We start from the raw sequence: 21,014 nt of genomic DNA on the forward strand, positions 1-21,014 counted from the left end.
GAGTTTATGGATATCTGGATTTATCTGTCGCAGGGCTTCGCCGTCGCCATGACGCCGACCAACCTGCTGATCGCGCTGATTGGCTGCTTCGTTGGCACCATCGTCGGCCTGCTGCCGGGCCTGGGCCCAATTAACGGCGTGGCGATCCTACTGCCGCTGGCCTTTGCCCTGCATCTGCCCGCTGAATCGGCGCTCATTCTGCTGGCCACGGTCTATATAGGTTGTGAATACGGCGGACGTATTTCATCGATCTTGCTTAACGTGCCCGGCGATGCCGCCGCCATTATGACCGCCATCGACGGTTATCCTATGGCGCAGCAGGGGCGCGGCGGCGTGGCCCTGTCGATCTCCGCCGTCAGCTCCTTCGTCGGTTCAATGATCGCTATCGGCGGGATGATTCTGTTCGCCCCCATACTGGCGCAGTGGTCGCTGGCGTTCGGCCCGGCGGAATATTTCGCCCTGATGGTTTTCGCCATCACCTGCCTCGGCAGCATGATGGCGCAAAATCCGCTCAAGTCGTTCCTCGCCGCGTTGATCGGTTTGGGGTTGGCGACGGTGGGCGTTGATGCCAATACCGGGGTGTATCGTTTCACTTTCGACAGCGTTCATCTCTCCGACGGCGTGCAGTTTATCGTGGTGGTGATTGGCCTCTTTTCGGTTTCGGAGATCTTGCTGATGCTGGAGAGCACCAGCGGCGGGCAGAAGCTGGTGCGCAAAACCGGCCGTATGCTGTTTAACGCTAAAGAGGCGGGACAGTGCGTCGGCGCGACCCTGCGCTCATCGGTGGTGGGTTTTTTTGTCGGCATTCTGCCGGGCGCGGGGGCGACCATTGCCAGCGCCATCACCTATATGACCGAGAAAAAGCTCAGCGGCAACAGCGACACCTTCGGGAAAGGCGATATTCGCGGCGTCGCGGCGCCGGAAGCGGCGAATAACGCTTCCGCCTGCGGCTCGTTTATTCCGATGCTCACGCTCGGCGTCCCCGGTTCCGGGACCACCGCGGTGATGATGGGCGCGCTGACCCTCTACAATATTACCCCGGGGCCGGCGATGTTTACCGAACAGCCGGATATCGTCTGGGGGTTAATCGCCGCGCTGCTCATCGCCAACGTGATGCTGCTGATTATGAACATTCCGCTGATCGGTCTGTTCACCCGCATGCTGACCATCCCGCTGTGGTTTCTGGTCCCGGCTATCGCCGCCGTGTCCGCGGTCGGCGTCTACGCGGTGCACAGCACCACCTTCGACCTGCTATTGATGGTTGGGTTGGGCGTGCTCGGCTACATCATGCGTAAGATGCACTTCCCGATGTCGCCGCTGATCTTAGGCTTCGTGCTGGGGGAGATGCTGGAGCAGAACCTGCGCCGCGCGCTCTCCATCAGCAACGGCAACGTGGCGATTCTATGGCAAAGCGGCGTGACCAAAACGCTCCTGCTGCTGGCCATCGCGGTGATTGTTGTGCCCCCGCTGCTGCGATATATGCGTAAACGTCAGCAAAAAACGCCCGGCGATATTCCCTCCTCCTGATAGACAACGTCATTGGCGGTCGTCAACCGCCGCCAATGACGGTATCGATTGAATTTCTCCTGCATCTGCCTGATAGTTATCGTTTTAACTTTCTGGTGATCCGTTATGACCGTCGCAGCATCCCGTTCGGGGTTAACATTCGCCGCGCTGGCGCTGGCCCTGATCCTCGCTTACACCGGTATCAGCGCAGGGGACAAACTCACCTGGCTGATGGAAGTCACGCCGGTCATTATCCTCGTTCCGCTTTTGCTGGCCACGCGCTCGCGTTATCCGTTGACGCCGCTGCTTTACACGCTGGTTTTCTTCCATGCCATCATTTTGATGGTCGGCGGTATGTACACCTACGCCAAAGTGCCCATCGGCTTTGACGTACAGGAATGGCTGGGGCTGAGCCGCAACCCCTACGATAAGCTGGGACACTTTTTCCAGGGGCTGGTCCCGGCGCTGGCGGCGCGGGAGATTTTGCTGCGCGGCGGCTACGTTCACGGGCGTAAAATGCTCGGTTTCGTGGTCTGCTGCATTGCGCTGGCGATTAGCGCCGTCTACGAGCTGATCGAATGGTGGGCGGCGCTGGCGCTGGGACAGGGCGCCGATGAATTTCTCGGCACCCAGGGCGATCCCTGGGATACTCAGTCCGATATGTTCTGCGCCCTGCTCGGCGCGCTGACCACCGTTTTTGCGCTGGGCCGCTGGCATACGCAGCAGCTACTGCACGTCCAGCGCTTCTGAGGCGGAGCTCTCCTGCTGGTTGACCCAGTCGCGTAGCGCCCGGCGGGAAATTTTAATTCCGCCGGTTTTCAGCGATTCAGGCAGCCGCAGCCAGCGCACCGGCTGCTGAAACCGCGCCAGCTTATCGGCGCACCAGCCTGCCAGCTCGGACGGTTCGCAATGCGCGCTGCATTCCACCACCGCCACCGGCCGCTGGCCAAACTCCGCGTCATCCTGCGGCACGATAAAAACTTGCCCAATCAATGGGTGTGCGCCGATAACCCGCTCCACCTCTTCCGGCTGAATACCTTCTCCGCCGCTAAAAAAGAGGTTATCCACTCTTCCGAGGATAGTCAGCCTGCCGTGCTCCAGCTGTCCCCGATCGCGGGTGGCGAACCAGCCGTCGGCATCAGCGATGGGGACCGTTTGCCCATCGCGCCAGTAGCCTTCCGCCATGCTGTCCGAGCGCAGCCAGACCTCGCCATCGACAATCCGCACTTCGCGCCCCGGCAGCGGCCGCCCGACATCCGCCAGGCCGTCCGCCTCCTTGGCGCATACCGTGGAGGCAAACTCGGTTAGCCCGTAGCCGCACCAGCAGCGGATACCGCGCCTGCGGGCCTGTTCGGTGAGCGCCACCGGAATCGCCGCGCCGCCGAGCAGAACCGCTTTTAACGACACCCCGGCGTCGCCGTTAAGCAGGCGCCATAGCTGAGTCGGCACCAGGGAGGCGTGGGTACAGCCGCGTAACGCCTGTTCCAGCGGCTGCTTGTCGCGTACCGTCAGGCCTGCGCCAGCAAATAGCCAGCGCCAGAGAATGCCCTGACCGGAAACGTGAAACAGCGGCAGCGACAGCAGCCAGTCATCGTGTGGCGCAAAGGGTATCATCGCCAGCACGCCCTCTGCGCTGGCAAGATGGGCGCGAAAAGCGTGCACCGCCGCTTTCGGCAGCCCCGTCGACCCCGAGGTGAGCGTCATGGAAGCGATACGATCTTCTCGCCAGGCCGCCGCGTACGCGCCGTCGCCAACGCGCAAAACTAAGGCATTAAGCGCTACCGGAAGGTCGCCGCCGTTCAGCGCCAGCGCGTGGCGCAGGCCAAGGGACGGCAGCAGTTCCGCCAACAGAGGAGCCGGCAGCTGCGGATTCAGCGGCAGAACGCGCGCGCCGCACTGCAGCAGGGCCAGCAATGCCAGCAAAGCATCGGGCTGGTTGTAAGCGCGAAGCAGCACGCCATCGCCGTCGCTGACCCCCTGGGCGTGAAATCCCGCCGCCAGCGCATCAATGCGCGCGCACAGTTCTCGCCAGCTTAGCCGCCGCTCATTCAAGCGCAGCGCCCGGGCCTCTTCCCGCCGTTGCCGCCAGTGACGCCAGGGCCAGTCGCTAAAGGTCACAGCAGCGGCTCCAGCTCATCAACGCTCAGACACGGCAGCTCGCTATCCGGCCAACGGCGCACCAGTTGGCCGCGCATCAGGCTCAGGGTGTCCAGACCGGGTATCGTGTCCGGGGTAAGCCAGGCGGCGATTCGCGCCAGCTGCGTCAGTCCAAGGCTCGACTCAATGGATGAGCTGATCACCGCCGTCAGCCCCAGCGCATGCGCCTGCGCCACCTGCTGGCGTACCTTTTGCAGGCTGCCGGTCAAGGTCGGTTTAATCACCACCGCCCGCAGCCCCGGCTCGGCGGCAAAGCTAAAGTCCGCCTCGCGCAGGCTCTCATCCCAGGCGATAGCGATACCCGTTTCTTTCGTAAAAGCGCGCGAATCGTCGCGATTTTTACAAGGCTCTTCGAGAAAGGCGATGCGGCTGCGATAGTGCGGATTAACATATTTAGCGAACTGCTGGGCTTTCAGCGGCGTCCAGGCGCGGTTAGCGTCGAGGCGCAGCGTCAGATCGGGAATCGCCTCCAGCAGCAGATTGACCACCATACCGTCGCGCACCGCCTCATACAGGCCAACTTTGACCTTGGCGACCTTCTCGCCGGGCATCAGCGAAAGCCTGGCGAACAGCTCGTCCGGGTCGCCGGAACAGAGCGGCGCCGCACGATAATCCGCCGCCTGCGGCAGCTCGCCGCACAGTTCCGCCAGTGCGCAGCTCGCCCCGAAAGCCGCCGACGGCGGAGCCGGCAGCGCGCCGTCTTCGCCATCTCGCCAGGCGCTCGCCCACGCCAGCAGCGCCGTCCGCGCGTCATCCAGCGTTTCCAGGCTGAATCCCGGCAGGGGAGAGATTTCCCCCCAGCCTTCGCGCTCGCCGTCGCGCAGGCGCAGAAGCAAACCATCGCGGGTTTTTAACCGCCGTTCACGCAGCACCACACCCGCGTCCATCGGTAGCTGCCAGCGGTAGACCTGCGCCTGCCGCATTACGGATTCCGTTTAAATTTGCTGAAGTCCGGCTGGCGCTTCTGGTTGAAAGCATTGCGCCCTTCCTGACCCTCTTCGGTCATGTAGAACAGCATGGTGGCGTTACCCGCCAGCTCCTGCAGTCCCGCCTGGCCGTCGCAGTCGGCGTTCAGCGCCGCCTTCAGGCAGCGCAGCGCCATCGGGCTGTTTTGCAGCATTTCCCGGCACCAACGCACGGTCTCTTTTTCCAGATCCGCCAGCGGCACCACGGTATTGACCAGGCCCATATCCAACGCCTGCTGCGCGTCGTACTGGCGGCACAGGAACCAGATCTCACGGGCTTTTTTCTGCCCGACGATGCGCGCCATATACGAGGCGCCCCAGCCGCCGTCAAAGGAGCCGACTTTCGGACCGGTCTGGCCAAAGATAGCGTTTTCCGCCGCGATGGTCAGATCGCACATCATATGCAGGACATGGCCGCCGCCAATGGAATAACCCGCCACCATCGCCACCACCGGTTTCGGGCAGGTGCGGATCTGCCGCTGGAAATCGAGAACGTTGAGGTGATGAACGCCGGAATCATCCTGATAGCCGCCGTAGTCGCCGCGGACCTTCTGATCGCCGCCGGCGCAAAACGCTTTGTCGCCTTCACCGGTCAGCACGATGACGCCGATATTGTCGTCATAGCGGGCATCCGCCAGCGCCTGAATCATCTCTTTGACGGTCAGCGGACGAAATGCGTTGCGTACCTGCGGGCGGTTGATGGTGATTTTGGCAATTCCGTCCGCCGATTTTTGGTAACGAATGTCGGTGTAGCCTTCGGAGCAGTCCTGCCATTCAATCGGGGCGTAAAGCATTGCTTCATCAAGAGAGATCATAAAGTGTCCTTCAGTTAACTCGCTAAAAACTGCGCCAGACAAGCCACGACAGCATCGGGGTTTTCCCGATGCGCGTTGTGTCCGGCATGATTAATCACGTGCGTGGTGGCCGATAGCTCATCGGCGATGGCGCGAAACTTGCCGTCGCGTTCACCGCAAAGGTAATGAAAAGGGAACTCGCGCGCCCGTAACGGTTCGCGGAGATCGGGCTGTTCCGCCAGCGAGCTGGCCTGCAGCATTGCCGCCAGCGCACCGCCGTTATTGCGGCTGCGTAGCGCAATCAGCGCCGCCCGCTGCGCGGCATCAAGGGAAGCAAAGACCGGCTGCTGATACCAGTCGGCAAACACCTGGGTCAGCGGCTCGCGGCGAAAGCGTTCAGCCCAGGCGGCATCGCCGCGGCGGCGCAGCAAGCGTTGGTTTTCATCCGTTAACCCCGGATGCCCCCCCTCCACCACCAGCCCGCAGAGCCCTTCGCGCGGCTGGCAGGCAAAGTACATGGCCACCCGTCCGCCAAGGGAGTAACCCACCAGCCAGTACTTAAGTATGTTGTAACTATTAAGCGTTTTCTCAACAAGATAACCAACCTCGGCCAGGCTGTTTGCCGCAATATTCGCTGAACCGCCGTGGCCCGGCAGGTCAATATAGAGACGCGAATACGCGCCAAACGCCTGGCCGACCGTCAGCCATTCGTGACAATCGCCGGAAAAACCGTGCAAAAAGACCAGCCAGGGATGGCCCGGCTGGCCGCGTTCGGCCAGCGCGTGGAGGATCATAGCTGACTCACCTGCGCCAGCAGCCGCTGCAAAGTTTGCGTACCGTCGGTTTCGTTGACCACCAGCTCAATCAGCGTCGCGCCGGGCGCTCGCCAGGCAACGTCCAGCGCCTGTTCCAGTTCATTCCAGTCCGCAGGGCGATGATAGGTCAGATCGAACATCGCCGCCGCATGGGCGAAATGGATATTCTGCGGCATCAGATAGAACTGGCTTCGCTGCGCCTGCGGCGTGGGCAGCAGGGAAAAAATCTGCCCGCCGTTATTGTTGACGACAATCAGCACCATCGGCGCTGAAGCCTGACGCAGCAGCGCCAGCGAGTTGAGATCGTAAAGCGCCGACAGATCGCCGACGATAGCCAGCGTAGGGCGCGCGCTGGCGCGCTGCACCCCGGCCGCCGTCGCCAGCAGGCCGTCGATTCCGCTGGCCCCGCGATTGCTGTAGACCGGGTAACCCGCCGGTAGCTGCGACAGCGCGTCAATTAAACGTACCGCCAGGCTGTTGCCGACAAACAGCTGCCCTTGATCCGGCAGATAGCGCCGGATTCGCTGCGCCAGCTGGGCCTCGCCGAACGCCTCGCTGCTGGCGACCGCCGCCTGCCAGGCCTGGCGCGCCAGTTCAGGAATAACGACGGCCCACGGCTGGCGTTTTTCCGCCGGGTGCTGCTCAAGCCAGCGGTCGATGGCGCAGACCAGGCGACGACCGCGATGCTGGGCAGGATCCAGACGCCCCGGCAGGTTGTCCACCAGCCAGTACTCTTCGGGTTCGCAGGTAGCCTGCCACTGCAAAACGCGTTTGCTGGTCAGGCTGCTGCCCAGTTGAACAATGATTTGCGCCTGCGCCAGTTCGCTGACCGCTTTTGCGTTGCCGAGCCACAGATCGGCGCAGGGAAGCGGCTGCCCGGTTTGCGAGAGCACATCGCCAATCAGCGGCCAACCGAGCGTTTTCGCCCACTCGGCAACCTTCTGGCCCTCTTCCGCGCTCATCCGTCCGGCGACCACTACGCCGCGTTTTTGGCGCCAGAAAAACCAGTCACGCTGCTTTTCGCTTGAGGTCTGCAGAGACTGACGCAGCCAGGGCTTATCGCTCTGCCACCAGTCGCCGAGCTGCTGCTGCCATTCGGCGCCGGTGTCGTCCATATCGCCATACAGCGGTTCGGCAAACGGGCAGTTAATATGAACGCCGCCGACGTGCAGCGCGCCGAGCGCCTGGTCGAGGGTCGAGACCAGCCAGCGGGAGGAGATATCCTGCGACGGGCGCGGAAGGGATATTGTGTGCGACGGATGCGAGGCGAACATGCCCGGCTGGCGTATAGCCTGATTCGCGCCGCAGTCGATCAGCTCCGGCGGCCGGTCGGCGGTCAGCAAAATGAGTTTTTCGCCGGTCAACCCGGCTTCAATCAGCGCCGGATAGAGGTTAGCCGCCGCGGTACCGGAGGTCACAATTACCGCCACCGGCTGGCCGCTGGCTTTCGCCAGCCCTAACGCCAGATGGCCAAGACCGCGTTCGTCAAAGTGGGTATGGTGAATAAACGCGTGGTTTTCCGCCGCCGCCAGGGTTAAAGGCGTCGAACGCGATCCGGGCGCAATGCAGATGTGCTGCACGCGGTGGCGGGTCAAAGCTTCAAGGATCACCGCCGCCCAGCGTCGGTTAAATGCGCTTACTGACATGAATTTGTCCAGTATCAAATATTGAGGCTAAGTATAGATAAAGCAGACTGTTGCCGTTTTGATATGCATCGTTTTATCTATGTTTCTGTAAGCAGTAACGAACGCAATCCCGCGGCTTTATTTTCAATTTCCTGCCACTCCTGCTCAGGGTCAGAGCCGCTGACGATCCCCGCCCCGGCATACAGTCTGAGCGTATGGTTTTCGACTTTCGCCGAACGCAGAGAGACGCAAAATTCGCTTTGCGCCAGCGACAGATAGCCAGCGGAGCCTGCATACCAGCCGCGGGTAAAAAGCTCATTACGGGTGATAAAATCCAGCGCCACCTGACGCGGCAAACCCGCGACCGCCGCCGTGGGCTGAAGCAGATGAAGACAGCGGGCATCATCGGGTTTATCCAGCTCGGCCCATATACAGCGCCGCAAATGCTGAACTTTCCGCAAACGAACAATCTGCGGCGGCAGCACTTCCAGCGCGCGCGTCTCCCCTTGCAGCCGCTGGCAGATATCCTCCACCACCAGCATATTTTCGCGCTGATTTTTATCGTCGCCCATCAACCAGTTGCCCAAACGCTGGGCCTGACGATCGTCCGCATGGCTGGCGACGGTTCCCGCCAGCGCTTCGGTACGCAATAGCGCGCCGCGCCGCCGCCACAGCCGTTCCGGCGTTGAACCCACGAATGCCTCTCGCGGGGTAAAGGCCATCAGGAAGTGGAAGCAGTTAAGATTGCTGCGACGGCTGGCGGCCATAATCGATCCGGCGTTTAACGGCGCGGCGAAATGCAAATCGGTGGCGCGAGCCAGCACTACTTTATCCATCTCCCCCGCCGCTATCGCCTGCGTCGCCTGCGTAATCAGCGCTCGCCACTGCGGATAAGCCGGGAAATGCTGTTCGCTAAGCAGAGAGGGCATCGCGGTGGCCTGCGCCTGTTTCGCCGTCAGCGAATCGAGAAATTCACGCGCCGCGCGGGCATCGTCGCGGAGCGAGCTCTCGCTGGACAGCACCAGACGTAGCGTGGCGCTGCCGCCCAGGCGACGCCACTCCAGCCTCGGCAATAGCAACAGGCCCTGCTGAGGATCAAAGGCGTTAAGGCCGCAAATTCGCAGGTCATCACGCCCCTGCTGGCGCAAAAAATCGTGCGCCAGCGTCAGGGAAGCAAAGGTTTTTACCGCTCCCAGCGCCGCCAGCTCTTCATCGCCGCTGCGCTGCTGCCAGTAAAACTGCGGCCACTGCCGCTGATGGTTGCACCACAGCAGCGGATCAAAAGCGTCATTCAGCGCAAAGGAGATATCGTAAATTCGCGTGCCGGGCGATGGCGGGAACGCTTCATCCAGGCAGCGGTATAGGCTTTCCAGCGCGGTGGAAACAGACAGCACGCGAACCTCCACGGAGTAAAAACCCCACATTATACGGGGTACTACTGAGGAATAGCAGTACCCACGATGAGGGAGCGGCTTTTAATTCGCGCGACGGTCAGTGAGTGGCGATTTCGTACGCCATGCCGATATGGTCGATGCCGTCCTCGTCGTAAACTTCGGTCACCGGCACAAAACCGAAGCTGGCGTAGAATTTTTGCAGATGCGCCTGGGCGCCAAGATAGATGGCCTTTTGCGGCCAGTGTTGACGGCAGCTGGCCAGCGCCTGTTCCATCAGCTGATAACCCAGCTTCTCGCCGCGCGCCGCCGGGCTGATAATCACCCGGCCAATCACTACCGGTTCAAACTCGTCATCGCTCTTGAGAATGCGCGCGTAGGCCACCAGTTCATCGCCGCGCCAGCCGAGAAGATGGCGGTTCTCTCCCACCAGATCGTCGCCGTCGATGTCCTGATAGACGCAGGATTGTTCGACAACAAACACCGCACAGCGTAATTTCAGCACGGCATATAGCTGGGGGACGGTCAGTTCGGCGTGGTGAAGATCCTGCCATGTCATCATCTGCGGTTCCTTAGTTGGTATACTTTGTTTTTTTGACCCATGCCCTGAGGATACTGGACGATGGAATTACTCTTTTTGGGGACATCCGCTGGCGTGCCGACCCGTACGCGTAATATGACGTCGATAGTGCTGAATTTGCAACAGCCAACAATGGCGGAGATGTGGCTGTTCGACTGCGGAGAGGGAACTCAGCATCAGTTTCTGCGCACCGCCTGTCACCCCGGCAAACTGAACAAGATTTTTATCACCCATTTACATGGCGATCACCTTTTCGGCCTCCCCGGCCTGCTGTGCAGCCGCTCGATGCAGGGCAATACTCTGCCGCTGACGCTGTACGGGCCAAAGGGGCTTAAAGAGTTTGTGGAAACCGCGCTGCGCCTGAGCGGCTCCTGGACCGATTATCCGCTCACTATCGTCGAAGTGGAACCGGGGCTGGTGTTTGATGAAGCCGGCTTCCGGGTCACCGCCTGGCCGTTAAACCATCCGGTCGAGTGCTATGGCTATCGTATCGAACAGCATGATAAGCCGGGCACCCTCGATGCCGCCCGGCTTATCGCCGAAGGCGTGCCTCCCGGCCCGCTGTTCCACCGTTTAAAGCAGGGGCTGACGGTTGAGCTGGATGGTCGGGTGATTGACGGCAGCCGCTACCTCGGCCCGGCAACGCCGGGTAAGAAGCTGGCGATTTTCGGCGATACCGCCCCCTGCCCGGCGGCGCTGGAACTGGCCCGCGGCGTGGATCTTATGGTCCATGAGGTGACCCTCGAACAGGCGATGGCGGAAAAAGCGAATAGCCGTGGCCATTCAACCAGCCAGCAAACCGCCGCGCTGGCGCACGACGCCGACGTCGGTACGCTTATCGCCACGCATTTTAGTTCTCGCTATGACGCTGAAGGCTGCCAGCGCCTGCTGGCAGAGTGCCGAGAGATATTCCCGTCTACCGTGCTGGCGGAAGATTTCATGGTCTATACCGTAGAATAAAAAAGAGGCGTAACGCGGCAGAGACAAAAGCCGCGAATACGCCGCCAGCTACTCTTCAACGTAGCTGTTATAACGCAGGATAGATTTCAAATTCCGATAACCCAGGTAATCCTGGATAGAGTCGTCATCAATGCCTTTTTTTCCCAGTTCATAGCCGCAGGCATGGCGCAGCATCCGCGGGTGAATATTTTGCTTCAATTTTGCCAGCTCGCAGCATTCACGAATAATCTGGTAAAAACGCTGACGGGTCATTTTATTACCGCGAGAGGAGATAAATAATAAATCATTTTGCGCCGGATAACACTCTCTGGCCAGCAACCAGCGCTGCAGTGAGAGAACCTCTTTCGGTTGTAATGGATGATACCCAGAAATACCGTGACGCGCCCGGCGAATATAAACTCGTTTTCCCGGCAGGTCGATATCTCGCAAAGTTAATGCGGTAATTTCGTTAATCCGGCAGCCGTGCAAAAAGCACATTTGAATCATGCAGCTATTTCTTTCCGGGTGAGCACAATAGTTTGCGGCAAGTACCAGTCGCTCAACATCCTTTACGCTCAGATATTCCGTATCTTCCTGCATACGCCATTCCTTTTCATCCAGTTAGCTCATCAGGTCATTGATAGGTAAATGTTAACTGCACCACCGATTCAAAGTTACCCGCCGTCGCTCCGCCCTGAGTTGAATATAAACGGGCAGCCAGCGGAAAAACGCCCTTTTGCGTACTGCTGTTAATCGCAACCGTCATCTTGTCCTGATTTTTATAGGTCGTGGAATGGTCGCTATTGGTTATTTGCAGCGCAATACGCTGCGCCGCATCGCTGGCCGCCACATTGGCGAAATGCGTGGCGTCATCGCCGTCCGTCACGCCGTCAAACTTCACCGTCGCTTTAGTGGTTCCTGCCGGGCAGTTTTCGACATTTAAGGTAAAGGTTTTCCACTCCGAAGCGGAGCCGGCCGCCTGAAAATTTGTTTTCACCAGCGTACCGAAATTCACCTCTTGATATTTTGTATCAGTGCTCACATCGCAGGGATAATAATAAATCGTGCCTTTTATATTTAAGGGTATTCCGCCCCAGGATGAAAAAACAGGCAGCAACAATGCCAACCATAGCGCCTTTTTCATTATTGACTCCTGCTATTCAATTTCAGCCTGAATGGTTGCCGTGGCGGTAAACCCACCGCCAGCGGGTAAATTACCGGTGGTATTTATCGGATAGACTTTCATAGTGGTATCCCCGGTCTGGGTCGAATAGTTCAGATCGACCGGCAGCAGCCCTGAAATCACTGGAATTTTGGTTCCGGTAATACTTTCAATCCGCACCGCAATATCGCTATTGGTCGTCACCAGCGCAGTGTTGTCATGGGAGTCAGCCGTGCCCTGGAATGAGAGAGCAATTTTAACCCCTGCCGAAATATTGGTGCAGGCCACGGTCATATTTACCTCGTAAGGAGTGAAGCCCGTCGGCATCTGGTTGGCCGTTTTGAAGTTATTGCCAGCAATATCGCCAAAATCAATGTTAATTGGCTGACCGGTATTTATTTCGCAGGACTGCGGTACCGTAACCGAGCCGCTCATTGAGATCTGCGTTAATGGATTTGCACCGTAGCTTCCAGAGATTCTTGTTCCATAGACATTAAGGATAACCGTCGGAGGGATAGTCACCTGACCAACAAATGGTCGAGTAAAATAGAGCGAAACGTATCCCACTGAACCACTCTGAAAAGTTGAACCGCCCGCATTGCAAGCAAAGCCCTGGTTATTGTTATTGCTTTTATTGTCGATAGGTGTTGGGAAATAGTCATTCACGCCCCCGGCAATATATAGCTCGCTGGCAATTTCCAGATATTTATTAAGCTGATAATAATTTACCCCGCCTCGACTTTGCGTCGCAGCCATCCCAGGTACCGTGGCTTTAAAATATGTAGGCCCAGTGATATAGCTGCCACAATCACATTTTGCATTATAATTTCCCCCGGTATTCCAACGGTACAGGCGAGGAAACGTCATCCCAGCCTGGTTTTGCGAGGGATTAGTAAAGGTTTCAATAAATGAGAATGTATTGCGAAATGGAGCGTGACCAGCCGAAGTCGTCTCACACCACCCGGTTGCCGCCATCGCCTGCGGCGATAGCGCCAGCGCCGACAGGCCTGCTAATATTGCCCATAAAAATCGTTTCATTATTTCTGCATCCTTTCGATTAGCGGCATAGCCCCGGGGCTACAATAATGCCGGTGAGCGTTTTACCTGACGGCAGCGCGTACTGAATCCGGCAGCGCTCCTGTGCGGCCGCTCCCCATTTCACGTTAAGCGCTCCATTAGACTCCAGCCCGGTCAGATAAACTTGTCCGCCCTCGCCAACGATAAATGCCTGCTCTGACGCCGCGGCTCCGGGTACGCTGACCATCGCGCCGAAAGGTACCGGCTGACCATTCGCCCGACGAACCGTCATCAGAACCCGGCTACCGACGCTAGTGGAGTAGTTTGCGCGAACCACCGCCCCGCGGGTTGGCACCACCGTTTGAGTGGTTAGCTCGAGATCGACATCGTCCGGCATCGTGCTGGTGTCAAGGGTCAAGATATTCTTGCGATACGGCGAGGCGTAAGGCACCACGGCGTAGCCCCGCCAGTCGGTTCTGACGCCGGTCTGGTTATTGATCCCAACCCCGGAAGCGCCGGGCGCTTTAACTAAAGCGAGGGTTTCGCCAAAAGGCTGCCCCAGCGTCAGGCCATTTTCATGCGCCAGGACTCCACCGCGCAGGGCGTAGTTCAGGCGATGGCTGTATTTATCATGGCTGTAGCCGCCGGTAAGCTCGCCATAGGTCGCGCGCCAGTCGGCATTAATGCTGCCGCTCTCCCCTCGTCCCTGGCTGGTGTATCCTTCCTGTACGCTCCAGCTCAGGTTATCACGCTCAAGCAAAGTGCCGGAAAGGCCCAGGTTGTTGCTGGTGGAGCCATTCTTACTGCTGTTCAGGGAGTAGCTGGCATAAACTGGTTTCGGCAGCCATTCCCCCAGCGGCACGCTGATGCTCAGAGCGAAAAGGTGGTCTTCATCATTGCGCGTTCCGGTATTCTGGTCGGTGGTATTACGGTTATAGCTGTAGTTCATGCTGTAGCTGACGCCGCGCCAGCTATTGTTGTATCCCACGCCGACGGACTCCATCGTGCGCCCGGTGTTCCAGTAATCTTCGCGGATATAGTTTAGCGAGAGAGACCCCATTTCTTCGCCAAGGCTCTGGCTGAGCGTCACTTCCCCGCGATTGCGCCGCCGTTCGATTGAAGGGGTATAATTATCGTCCCGATAGGTATCCAGCACCTCCTGCATATCCCAGTAGCCGCTGGTAGCATAGCGATATCCCGCCAGGGAAATGTTAGTCCCCAAGCCTGGAAGATCTTTGCTATAACGAATACGCACCGACTGCCCGCTCTCTTTGTCTTGATCCTGTCGGTTCGACCAGGCCTGGGTGACATCGGTCGATACGGCGCCAAGATCGCCAAGGTTTTTCCCCACCCCCAGCGCCAGGGACTGATATTTGCTGCTAAACTGACCGCCGCCGTACAGGGTTATCCCCAACGGTAGACCGTAAATAGCCGTCCCCTGAGTAAGGGGCGTTTCATCAATGCTATTGTCGTAGGCCCGGTATACGCCGGAGGTCACGCTATATTTGAGGCGGCCCTCGCGCTGCAGGACAGGCAGTGAAGCATAAGGCACGATCAGGTTTTGCTCGCTGCCATCGGATTCTTTAATAGTGACCGATAAATCGCCCGAGCCACCGGTCGGATACATATCGGTGATTTCGAACGCGCCGGGGGAGACATAGGTCTGGTAAATCTCATAGCCGTTCTGACGAATAATGACCTGGGCATTGGTACGCGCAATCCCGCGTACCACCGGCGCATAGCCGCGCAGGCTTTCCGGCAGCATATCGTCATCGGAAGCCAGCATCGCCCCGCGAAAAGGAATGCCTTCGAAAATGTCGGCGTCGGTGCTGCTATCGCCCAACGTCATCACCCCTTGCAGGGCATTAATATTACGCTGGGCATAGGTATAAACCGTATCCCAGCTGTTACTGGACTCGCCTTCGCTGCTGTTACGTGACCAGGTAGTGTAGTTGCGCAAACGCCACGGACCCATGTTGATACCGGGACGCAGGTTAACGTATTGGTTGTCACTATCCGGCATGTCATTCTTGCGCGACCAGTTATTCGCCCCGCTTACGGAGTAGTTCAGCAGAAGGGCCGCTATGCCGTCATCCCACTGCTTCGGGTCGACCCAGCCCCGCGCCGCGCTGGTAACCGCCGCCTGAGGGAAACTTAATAACAGGCGTTGCTGACTAAAACGAAAGTCAGCCGTTGCCTGTGGTATAACGCCCAAGTCCGCGCAGTCCGCCGATTTACGGCCTAATTCAGGGAATTGCTTAACGCGCACGCCCCATTCGGCAAGCTCTTCAACGTTCAGACACGGCTGCAGGGCCGTTTCCCCCGGGATCCGGCTTTGCTGAAAAGTGACATCCCGGGTTTCCATAAAGATATTGTTGAGGTAAATATCGACCCGATAGGTTCCCGGCTGCTGCCCTCCAGCGTGTTCGTAAGCCGATAAATCCCTGACCCCCGTCTGCGGGCCATCCATTTCCAATAACGCCGGGTTAAACACATCCCGCGCCAGCGCAGTATCACACCACGGTATCAAGGCAACGGCCAGAGCTCCGGCTATCCGGTTAAGCCGCCATTTGTTATGATTATTGTTCATTGTCTCTGGAACTCCCTGGCCTGATAGCCTTTACAAATTAGCGCTGTGCTGCGCGCCAATACCGCCGTAATCATTAATCAGTTTCCACTGCAAAGAGCCTGTACTGCCGCGCGGCAAATCAAAACGCGCCGTCGCGCCAGGCGCCACCCAGTTGGCTTCTTTGACTTCCGCGCCACCGATTTTCACCTCGGCGAAATTCATATAAAACGCGGTGGGATTAGTGACCTGTAGCGTATTGCCGCTGCGCGTCCAGCGAAGCTGATCCGTCACTGTTTCCGGCGTTCCCTCGACGGATTTCGGCCGATAAATTAATTTGATACGGGTTTTAATAGCGATCTGTAATGTGTTGGCGCCAGCTTTGGCCTGTGAGGATGGAATCGCTTTGATATTCATCCAGAACATACTTTCTTTGTTTTCGGGCAATCCGCCGCTATAAATCACCCGCAGGCGGGTCTGCTGCTCACCGTCCAGGCGAAATAACGGCGGCGTTAACAGAAAGGGCGCGGCCCCTTTATCATTCTCCACCCAGCTCTGAATAAGATAGGGTGTAGCATCATTGTTGGTTACGCTCAGCGTGGCCTCTTTTTTACCGCCCGGATAAATCAGGCGAGTACCGCCGGTCACGACGCCCGCATGTGCCGTAGCGCCCACCAACAGCCATCCAGCCATCAACACTTTCAGGTATCGTTTCATCTCCAGCTCCCTGGAAAAGCGAGCCGATTTCGGCTCGCTAGCACGGTCTAATAGACGGAGGATCAGTTGTAGCTGATAGTGAAGTTAGCGCTACCGTTAGCTTTACCAGCAACAACAGTTGTGTCGGTCTGGATATAACGAACGCGGAACGGCAGATCGATATCACCGGTAGATGGGATGGTCAGGCTGGTAGAACGGGTGAACAGCGGCAGGGTACTGTTAGTGCTGCCATCAACCAGCTGCAGAGCCACGCCTGTAGCGACATTAGGTTCTGCGGTCAGCTGCAGTTTGCTATTGTCGCCGCCGACATTAGTGCCGGAGAACAGTACCGATGCTTTAGTAACCGTAGTCGGGCAGTTTTTCAGTTGGATATCAAAACCTTGCTCAGCCGCAGTAGAACCGGTACCGGTAAACGCCGTCTTGGCGATCTGTCCCATTTGGACTTCCAGCGGGTTAGACAGGTCGTTGACCACGTCGCAACCAGCATCAATGATGTCGCCAATAAACTTCACCTGACCGTCATCTGCCAGCGCAGCACCAGAGATCGTCGCGCAGGCGGCAACAACAGCAGCAAGTAATGTTTTTTTCATGATTTGTCCTTTTCAATGCAGTCAATGCATTAACTTAAAAGCGCAATACCGTGCGCATCCTTTTATTTACGTTTGATATTAATAACACAACAAAACATTGACCCATGAAATGGATATAATATTCTGAAGTGGTCATTTTGTATCAATTTGACCACTTCAATTAATTGAAATATATATTGCCAGGGAGGGCATTTTTTATTTCGTATTTACCAGGAAAAAGCCTAATAAACACGATAAAAAACTAAAGAGTGGGAAGAGGTACAAACCATACGTGAAGCTAATTAAAAAAACCGAAAAATAAATGACGTCTATATTTAATGTAACCACATGAAAATAATAACAAAAAACATTGTTAATCATAAATTGACATTGTTACCACCTGTGGATAGCATAGGAGTCAGTTTGATACAAAATGACTATTTCATTTACCAAACCTCTCTAAATCTTGCATCATTACTTGCCGTATAAATAACCGTATGCTGAATATTCCGGTGCCCAAGAAAATCCTGAATTAATCGCGTATCCACACCGTTATTCGCCAGCGCGAAACCACACGCGTGGCGCAGCATATGCGGATGCGCATTAATTTCCAACTGGGCAACAAGGCTCAGATTTTTCATCATTTGATATATTCTCTGGCGGGATAAAGGCTGGCCATTACGTGATAAAAAGAGCCAGCCGGAATTATTCCCGGGGTAATTATTACGCACACGCAGCCACTCGTTGAGTACCTTTACCTCTTGTTTATAAATAGGATGCGTGGTTGAAAAGCCATTTTTCAGCCGACGAATATAAATGACCCCGCTTTGAATATCGATATCAGAGAGCTTCCAGTGACGAATTTCGCTCACCCGACACCCATGATTAAAACACATCCACAGTAAACAGACATCGCGTTCCGGATTTGCCCCCCGCCTGGCCGCTTCAACCAAACGCTGAACCTCCCCGATGGTCAAATGCTTACGCCTTGTTTTCATTCACTTTCTCCATCTACAAAACACAACAGTGTGCGTAGTAATAATAGTACGGAAAATAAGAGGATGAGTGGAAATGTAAAGTGAGATTAATATGATAAAAAGCATGAATATTACAAAAAATATTAAAGCAAAGGTCCCACCGCTTTCGCGTAGATAAAAAAAGGACCGCCGAAGCGATCCTTTTTACCCACGACGGATATGATTACATCAGCGGCGTAGCCAACTGTACGATGCTGATTAACGGCTGCGGCCATACGCCCAGTACCAGCACCAGCAGCGCGGAGATCAGCACCACGATGCCCCCGGCGCTGTACTGCCAGTTAGACGGCGCATCGCGATTCAGTTTCTCTGGCGCGCTCAGATAGAGGCTCACCGCCACGCGCAGATAGTAGTAGAGGCCAATCGCTGAACCCAGCACTACCGCCCCGACCAGCCACCACAGGTGCGCGTGCACGCCTACCGCCAGCACGTAAAACTTACCGATAAAGCCCAGCGTCATTGGGATACCGGCAAGAGACAGCATCATCACCGTCATCACCGCCGACAGAATCGGACGATGCCAGAACAGGCCTCGGTAGGAGTAGAGCGAATCGGCATCAGGGCCGCGGTACGGGCTGGACATCAGGCTCACCACGCCGAACGCGCCGAGGCTGCTGAACAGGTAACCCGCCAGGTAAACCCCCACTGCTTCCATCGACATCTCGCCGCTCTGCAGGGCAATCAGCGCCACCAGCAGGTAGCCAAGATGAGAAATGGATGAGTAGCCGAGCAGACGTTTAATATTGGTCTGGCTCAGCGCCATCAGGTTACCGAAGATAATCGACGCAAAGGCGATAAGACCCAGCACCACGCGTACCGCCTCACTGCCGCCAACCGGCATATAGAGGAACAGACGCATCACCACGCCGAAGATGGCGATCTTGCTGGCGGTCGCCAGGAAGGTGGAGACCGGCGCAGGCGCCCCCTGGTAAACGTCCGGCGTCCACAGGTGGAACGGCACCAGCGACAGCTTAAAGCCGAGGCCGACAATCATCAAACCGAGACCGGCCAGCAGCAGCGGCTCGTGCAGCATGCCATCCGTCAGGCTCTTACCGAGCGCCAGGAACGAAAGGTTGCCGGAATTGGCATATACCAGCGCCATACCGAACAGCAGGAACGAAGAGGCAACGGCGGACAGAATCGTGTACTTGATGCTGGCTTCCAGCGAACGTTTCTGGCGGAAGGCGTAGCCGACCAGGCCGAACAGCGGCAGCGAAATCAGTTCGATACCGAGGAACAGCGCCGCCAGATGGTTAGCGCCCGCCAGCAGAATGCCGCCCAGCGCGGCGATCAGCACCAGCAGATAGAACTCTTCTTTATTGTCCTTGTAACCCTCAAGCCATGGGTAGGCGAAAGTACAGGTGGCGAGGCTCGCCAGCAGCACCAGCCCGGTGTAGAGCATCGAATAGCCGTCTACGCGAATCATCGGCGTGACGTCCATCGCTCCGTTCTGACCCACGAACCAGAGTGATATCAGCGCGGCGTTCAGGCCGAGAACCGACAGCGTGGCATTGAGGAAATGATTGCGTCGCCACGCAATGGAGAGCATCACAACCACCACCGTCAAGCCGACGATCAGCAGCGGTAGCAGTGCGATCAGTTGTTGTGGAGTTATTGTCATGGCGAATTACGGCCTTGTAGTAGAAACAGAATTAACAAACCACTGCTGAATGTTGCTCATCGCAGAGTGCGAGGTGTCCAGAATCGGCTGTGGGAAGAAGCCCAGCAGCACCAGCAGAACAACCAGCAGCAGGATGATCGACAGTTCACGCAGGGACATTCCCGGCAATGCTTTCGCGGCGATTTCGCTTTTTGCTTTACCAAAGTACGCGCGATGCAGCATCGACAGCGAGTACACGGAAGCGAACACCAGACCGAAGGTAGAAATAATCGTAATCACCGGTACGGTTTTATAGCTGCCGAACAGAATCATAAATTCGCCGACGAAGTTACCGGTACCCGGCATCCCGAGGGTCGCGACCGCAAAGAACATCGACAGCGCCGGCAGCCACTTGATTTTGCTCCACAGACCGCCCATCTGACGCATATCGCGCGTATGCAGGCGCTCGTACAGCTGGCCGCAAAGGATAAACAGGCCGGCAGCGGACAGGCCGTGGGCAATCATCTGAATCACCGCGCCCTGGTAAGCCAGCTGGCTGCCGGTATAGATAGCAATCAGCACAAAGCCCATGTGGGAAACGGAGGTGTAAGCAATCAGACGCTTGATATCGTACTGGCTGAAGGCCATCCACGCGCCGTAGAAAATACCGATGACGCCCAGCCACATGGCGATAGGGGCAAATTCGGCGGAAGCGTTCGGGAACAGCGGCAGCGCAAAGCGCAGCAGGCCGTAGGCCGCGGTTTTCAACAGAATCCCCGCGAGGTCAACGGAACCGGCGGTCGGCGCCTGAGAGTGCGCGTCCGGCAGCCAGCCGTGCAGCGGAACCACCGGCATTTTTACCGCGAAAGCGATAAAGAAGCCCAGCATTAGCATGTATTCCACGCCGTGGGACATCGGGGTTTTCAGCAGTTCTTCATAGTTGAAGGTCCACACGCCGGTAGCGTTGAAGTGGACAAACGCCAGCGCCAGGATGGCAATCAGCATCACCAGCCCGCTCGCCTGGGTATAAATGAAGAACTTGGTTGCCGCCGTGATACGCGTTTTACCGTCAGAGGCTTTATGGCCCCACAGCGCGATCAGGAAGTACATCGGCACCAGCATCATTTCCCAGAAGAAGAAGAACAGGAACAGGTCGATAGCCAGGAATACGCCGATCACGCCACCGAGGATCCACATCAGGTTAAGATGGAAAAAGCCCTGATATTTCTCGATTTCGCGCCATGAACAGAGCACCGCCAGCACGCCGAGCAGCCCGGTCAGCACCACCATTAGCAGCGACAGGCCGTCGATAGCCAGATGGATGCTGATACCGAATCGCGGGATCCACGGCATCACGAATTCCGACTGCCACTGCGGAATACCGGTTGATTGCGTGAGAGAATAGCCGCCCTGCATCCACAACTGCAGGCCAAGCAGAAACGTCAATCCCATAGTGATCAGCGCGATCCAGCGCGGCATCTTCACGCCAAAGCGTTCAGTCTGCCAGCACAGGAAGCCGCCGATAAAGGGAATTAATATTAGCCAGGGTAATAACATGGCGATCTTTATTCCTT

At 57.2% G+C, this 21,014-nt stretch carries 19 protein-coding genes; 3 read left to right on the forward strand and 16 right to left on the reverse strand.

Annotated features, from left to right (window positions below; genetic code table 11):
• Positions 1-6: 6 nt before the first annotated feature.
• On the forward strand, positions 7-1,527 hold the full coding sequence (locus KOSB73_RS21705) for a tripartite tricarboxylate transporter permease (RefSeq protein ID WP_024359251.1): 1,521 nt from the start codon (positions 7-9) through the stop codon (positions 1,525-1,527).
• A gap of 105 nt (positions 1,528-1,632) precedes the next feature.
• Positions 1,633-2,256, forward strand: coding sequence for a DUF2238 domain-containing protein (locus KOSB73_RS21710; RefSeq protein ID WP_004133986.1), 624 nt, complete (start codon positions 1,633-1,635; stop codon positions 2,254-2,256).
• On the opposite strand, the gene menE is transcribed toward KOSB73_RS21710, so the two are convergent.
• From menE to KOSB73_RS21745, 7 genes are all read right to left on the reverse strand, one after another.
• Complete coding sequence (menE, locus tag KOSB73_RS21715) at positions 2,233-3,624, reverse strand: o-succinylbenzoate--CoA ligase (protein ID WP_024359252.1); 1,392 nt, start codon at positions 3,622-3,624, stop codon at positions 2,233-2,235. The genes KOSB73_RS21710 and menE overlap by 24 nt on opposite strands.
• Positions 3,621-4,586 (reverse strand): o-succinylbenzoate synthase, encoded by a 966-nt coding sequence (gene menC / locus KOSB73_RS21720; RefSeq protein ID WP_024359253.1) that lies wholly within the window; start codon positions 4,584-4,586, stop codon positions 3,621-3,623. The genes menE and menC overlap by 4 nt, the downstream gene beginning before the upstream one ends.
• Entirely contained in the window at positions 4,586-5,443 is an 858-nt protein-coding gene (gene menB / locus KOSB73_RS21725; protein WP_004123101.1) for a 1,4-dihydroxy-2-naphthoyl-CoA synthase, read from the reverse strand. The genes menC and menB overlap by 1 nt, the downstream gene beginning before the upstream one ends.
• Positions 5,444-5,457: 14 nt before the next feature.
• Positions 5,458-6,216, reverse strand: coding sequence for a 2-succinyl-6-hydroxy-2,4-cyclohexadiene-1-carboxylate synthase (gene menH, locus KOSB73_RS21730; protein WP_098140985.1), 759 nt, complete (start codon positions 6,214-6,216; stop codon positions 5,458-5,460).
• Complete coding sequence (gene menD, locus KOSB73_RS21735; protein WP_098140987.1) at positions 6,213-7,883, reverse strand: 2-succinyl-5-enolpyruvyl-6-hydroxy-3-cyclohexene-1-carboxylic-acid synthase; 1,671 nt, start codon at positions 7,881-7,883, stop codon at positions 6,213-6,215. Before menD ends, menH begins: the two co-directional genes overlap by 4 nt.
• 77 nt (positions 7,884-7,960) lie before the next feature.
• Positions 7,961-9,256, reverse strand: a complete 1,296-nt coding sequence (gene menF / locus KOSB73_RS21740; protein ID WP_024359256.1) for an isochorismate synthase MenF — start codon at positions 9,254-9,256, stop codon at positions 7,961-7,963.
• 97 nt (positions 9,257-9,353) lie between these two features.
• On the reverse strand, positions 9,354-9,815 hold the full coding sequence (locus KOSB73_RS21745; RefSeq protein ID WP_004870979.1) for a GNAT family N-acetyltransferase: 462 nt from the start codon (positions 9,813-9,815) through the stop codon (positions 9,354-9,356).
• Positions 9,816-9,875: 60 nt separating this feature from the next.
• Here KOSB73_RS21745 and rnz point away from each other — a divergent pair, with 60 nt between their 5' ends.
• Positions 9,876-10,793 (forward strand): ribonuclease Z, encoded by a 918-nt coding sequence (gene rnz / locus KOSB73_RS21750; protein ID WP_098140989.1) that lies wholly within the window; start codon positions 9,876-9,878, stop codon positions 10,791-10,793.
• 48 nt (positions 10,794-10,841) lie between these two features.
• On the opposite strand, the gene KOSB73_RS21755 is transcribed toward rnz, so the two are convergent.
• The 9 genes from KOSB73_RS21755 to nuoM form a co-directional block, all read right to left on the reverse strand.
• Positions 10,842-11,372, reverse strand: a complete 531-nt coding sequence (locus KOSB73_RS21755) for a tyrosine-type recombinase/integrase (protein WP_004870975.1) — start codon at positions 11,370-11,372, stop codon at positions 10,842-10,844.
• A gap of 34 nt (positions 11,373-11,406) precedes the next feature.
• On the reverse strand, positions 11,407-11,916 hold the full coding sequence (locus KOSB73_RS21760) for a fimbrial protein (protein ID WP_004870973.1): 510 nt from the start codon (positions 11,914-11,916) through the stop codon (positions 11,407-11,409).
• A 12-nt stretch (positions 11,917-11,928) separates the two neighbouring features.
• Entirely contained in the window at positions 11,929-12,972 is a 1,044-nt protein-coding gene (locus tag KOSB73_RS21765; RefSeq protein WP_024359258.1) for a fimbrial protein, read from the reverse strand.
• A gap of 19 nt (positions 12,973-12,991) precedes the next feature.
• Entirely contained in the window at positions 12,992-15,541 is a 2,550-nt protein-coding gene (locus KOSB73_RS21770; RefSeq protein ID WP_084402807.1) for a fimbria/pilus outer membrane usher protein, read from the reverse strand.
• Between the two features lie 30 nt (positions 15,542-15,571).
• Positions 15,572-16,234 carry a fimbrial biogenesis chaperone gene (locus KOSB73_RS21775; protein WP_024359260.1) on the reverse strand — a complete coding sequence of 221 codons (663 nt, stop codon included), beginning with the start codon at positions 16,232-16,234 and terminating at the stop codon, positions 15,572-15,574.
• A gap of 62 nt (positions 16,235-16,296) precedes the next feature.
• Positions 16,297-16,824: a fimbrial protein gene (locus tag KOSB73_RS21780; protein WP_024359261.1), complete on the reverse strand. Its 528-nt coding sequence runs from the start codon at positions 16,822-16,824 to the stop codon at positions 16,297-16,299.
• A 425-nt stretch (positions 16,825-17,249) separates the two neighbouring features.
• Positions 17,250-17,801, reverse strand: a complete 552-nt coding sequence (locus KOSB73_RS21785; RefSeq protein WP_024359262.1) for a tyrosine-type DNA invertase — start codon at positions 17,799-17,801, stop codon at positions 17,250-17,252.
• Between the two features lie 202 nt (positions 17,802-18,003).
• Complete coding sequence (gene nuoN / locus KOSB73_RS21790) at positions 18,004-19,461, reverse strand: NADH-quinone oxidoreductase subunit NuoN (protein ID WP_024359263.1); 1,458 nt, start codon at positions 19,459-19,461, stop codon at positions 18,004-18,006.
• Positions 19,462-19,467: 6 nt separating this feature from the next.
• Positions 19,468-20,997 carry an NADH-quinone oxidoreductase subunit M gene (gene nuoM, locus KOSB73_RS21795; RefSeq protein WP_004870953.1) on the reverse strand — a complete coding sequence of 510 codons (1,530 nt, stop codon included), beginning with the start codon at positions 20,995-20,997 and terminating at the stop codon, positions 19,468-19,470.
• Positions 20,998-21,014 lie beyond the last annotated feature (17 nt).

The organism is Klebsiella grimontii, from assembly GCF_900200035.1.
Taxonomy (GTDB): domain Bacteria; phylum Pseudomonadota; class Gammaproteobacteria; order Enterobacterales; family Enterobacteriaceae; genus Klebsiella; species Klebsiella grimontii.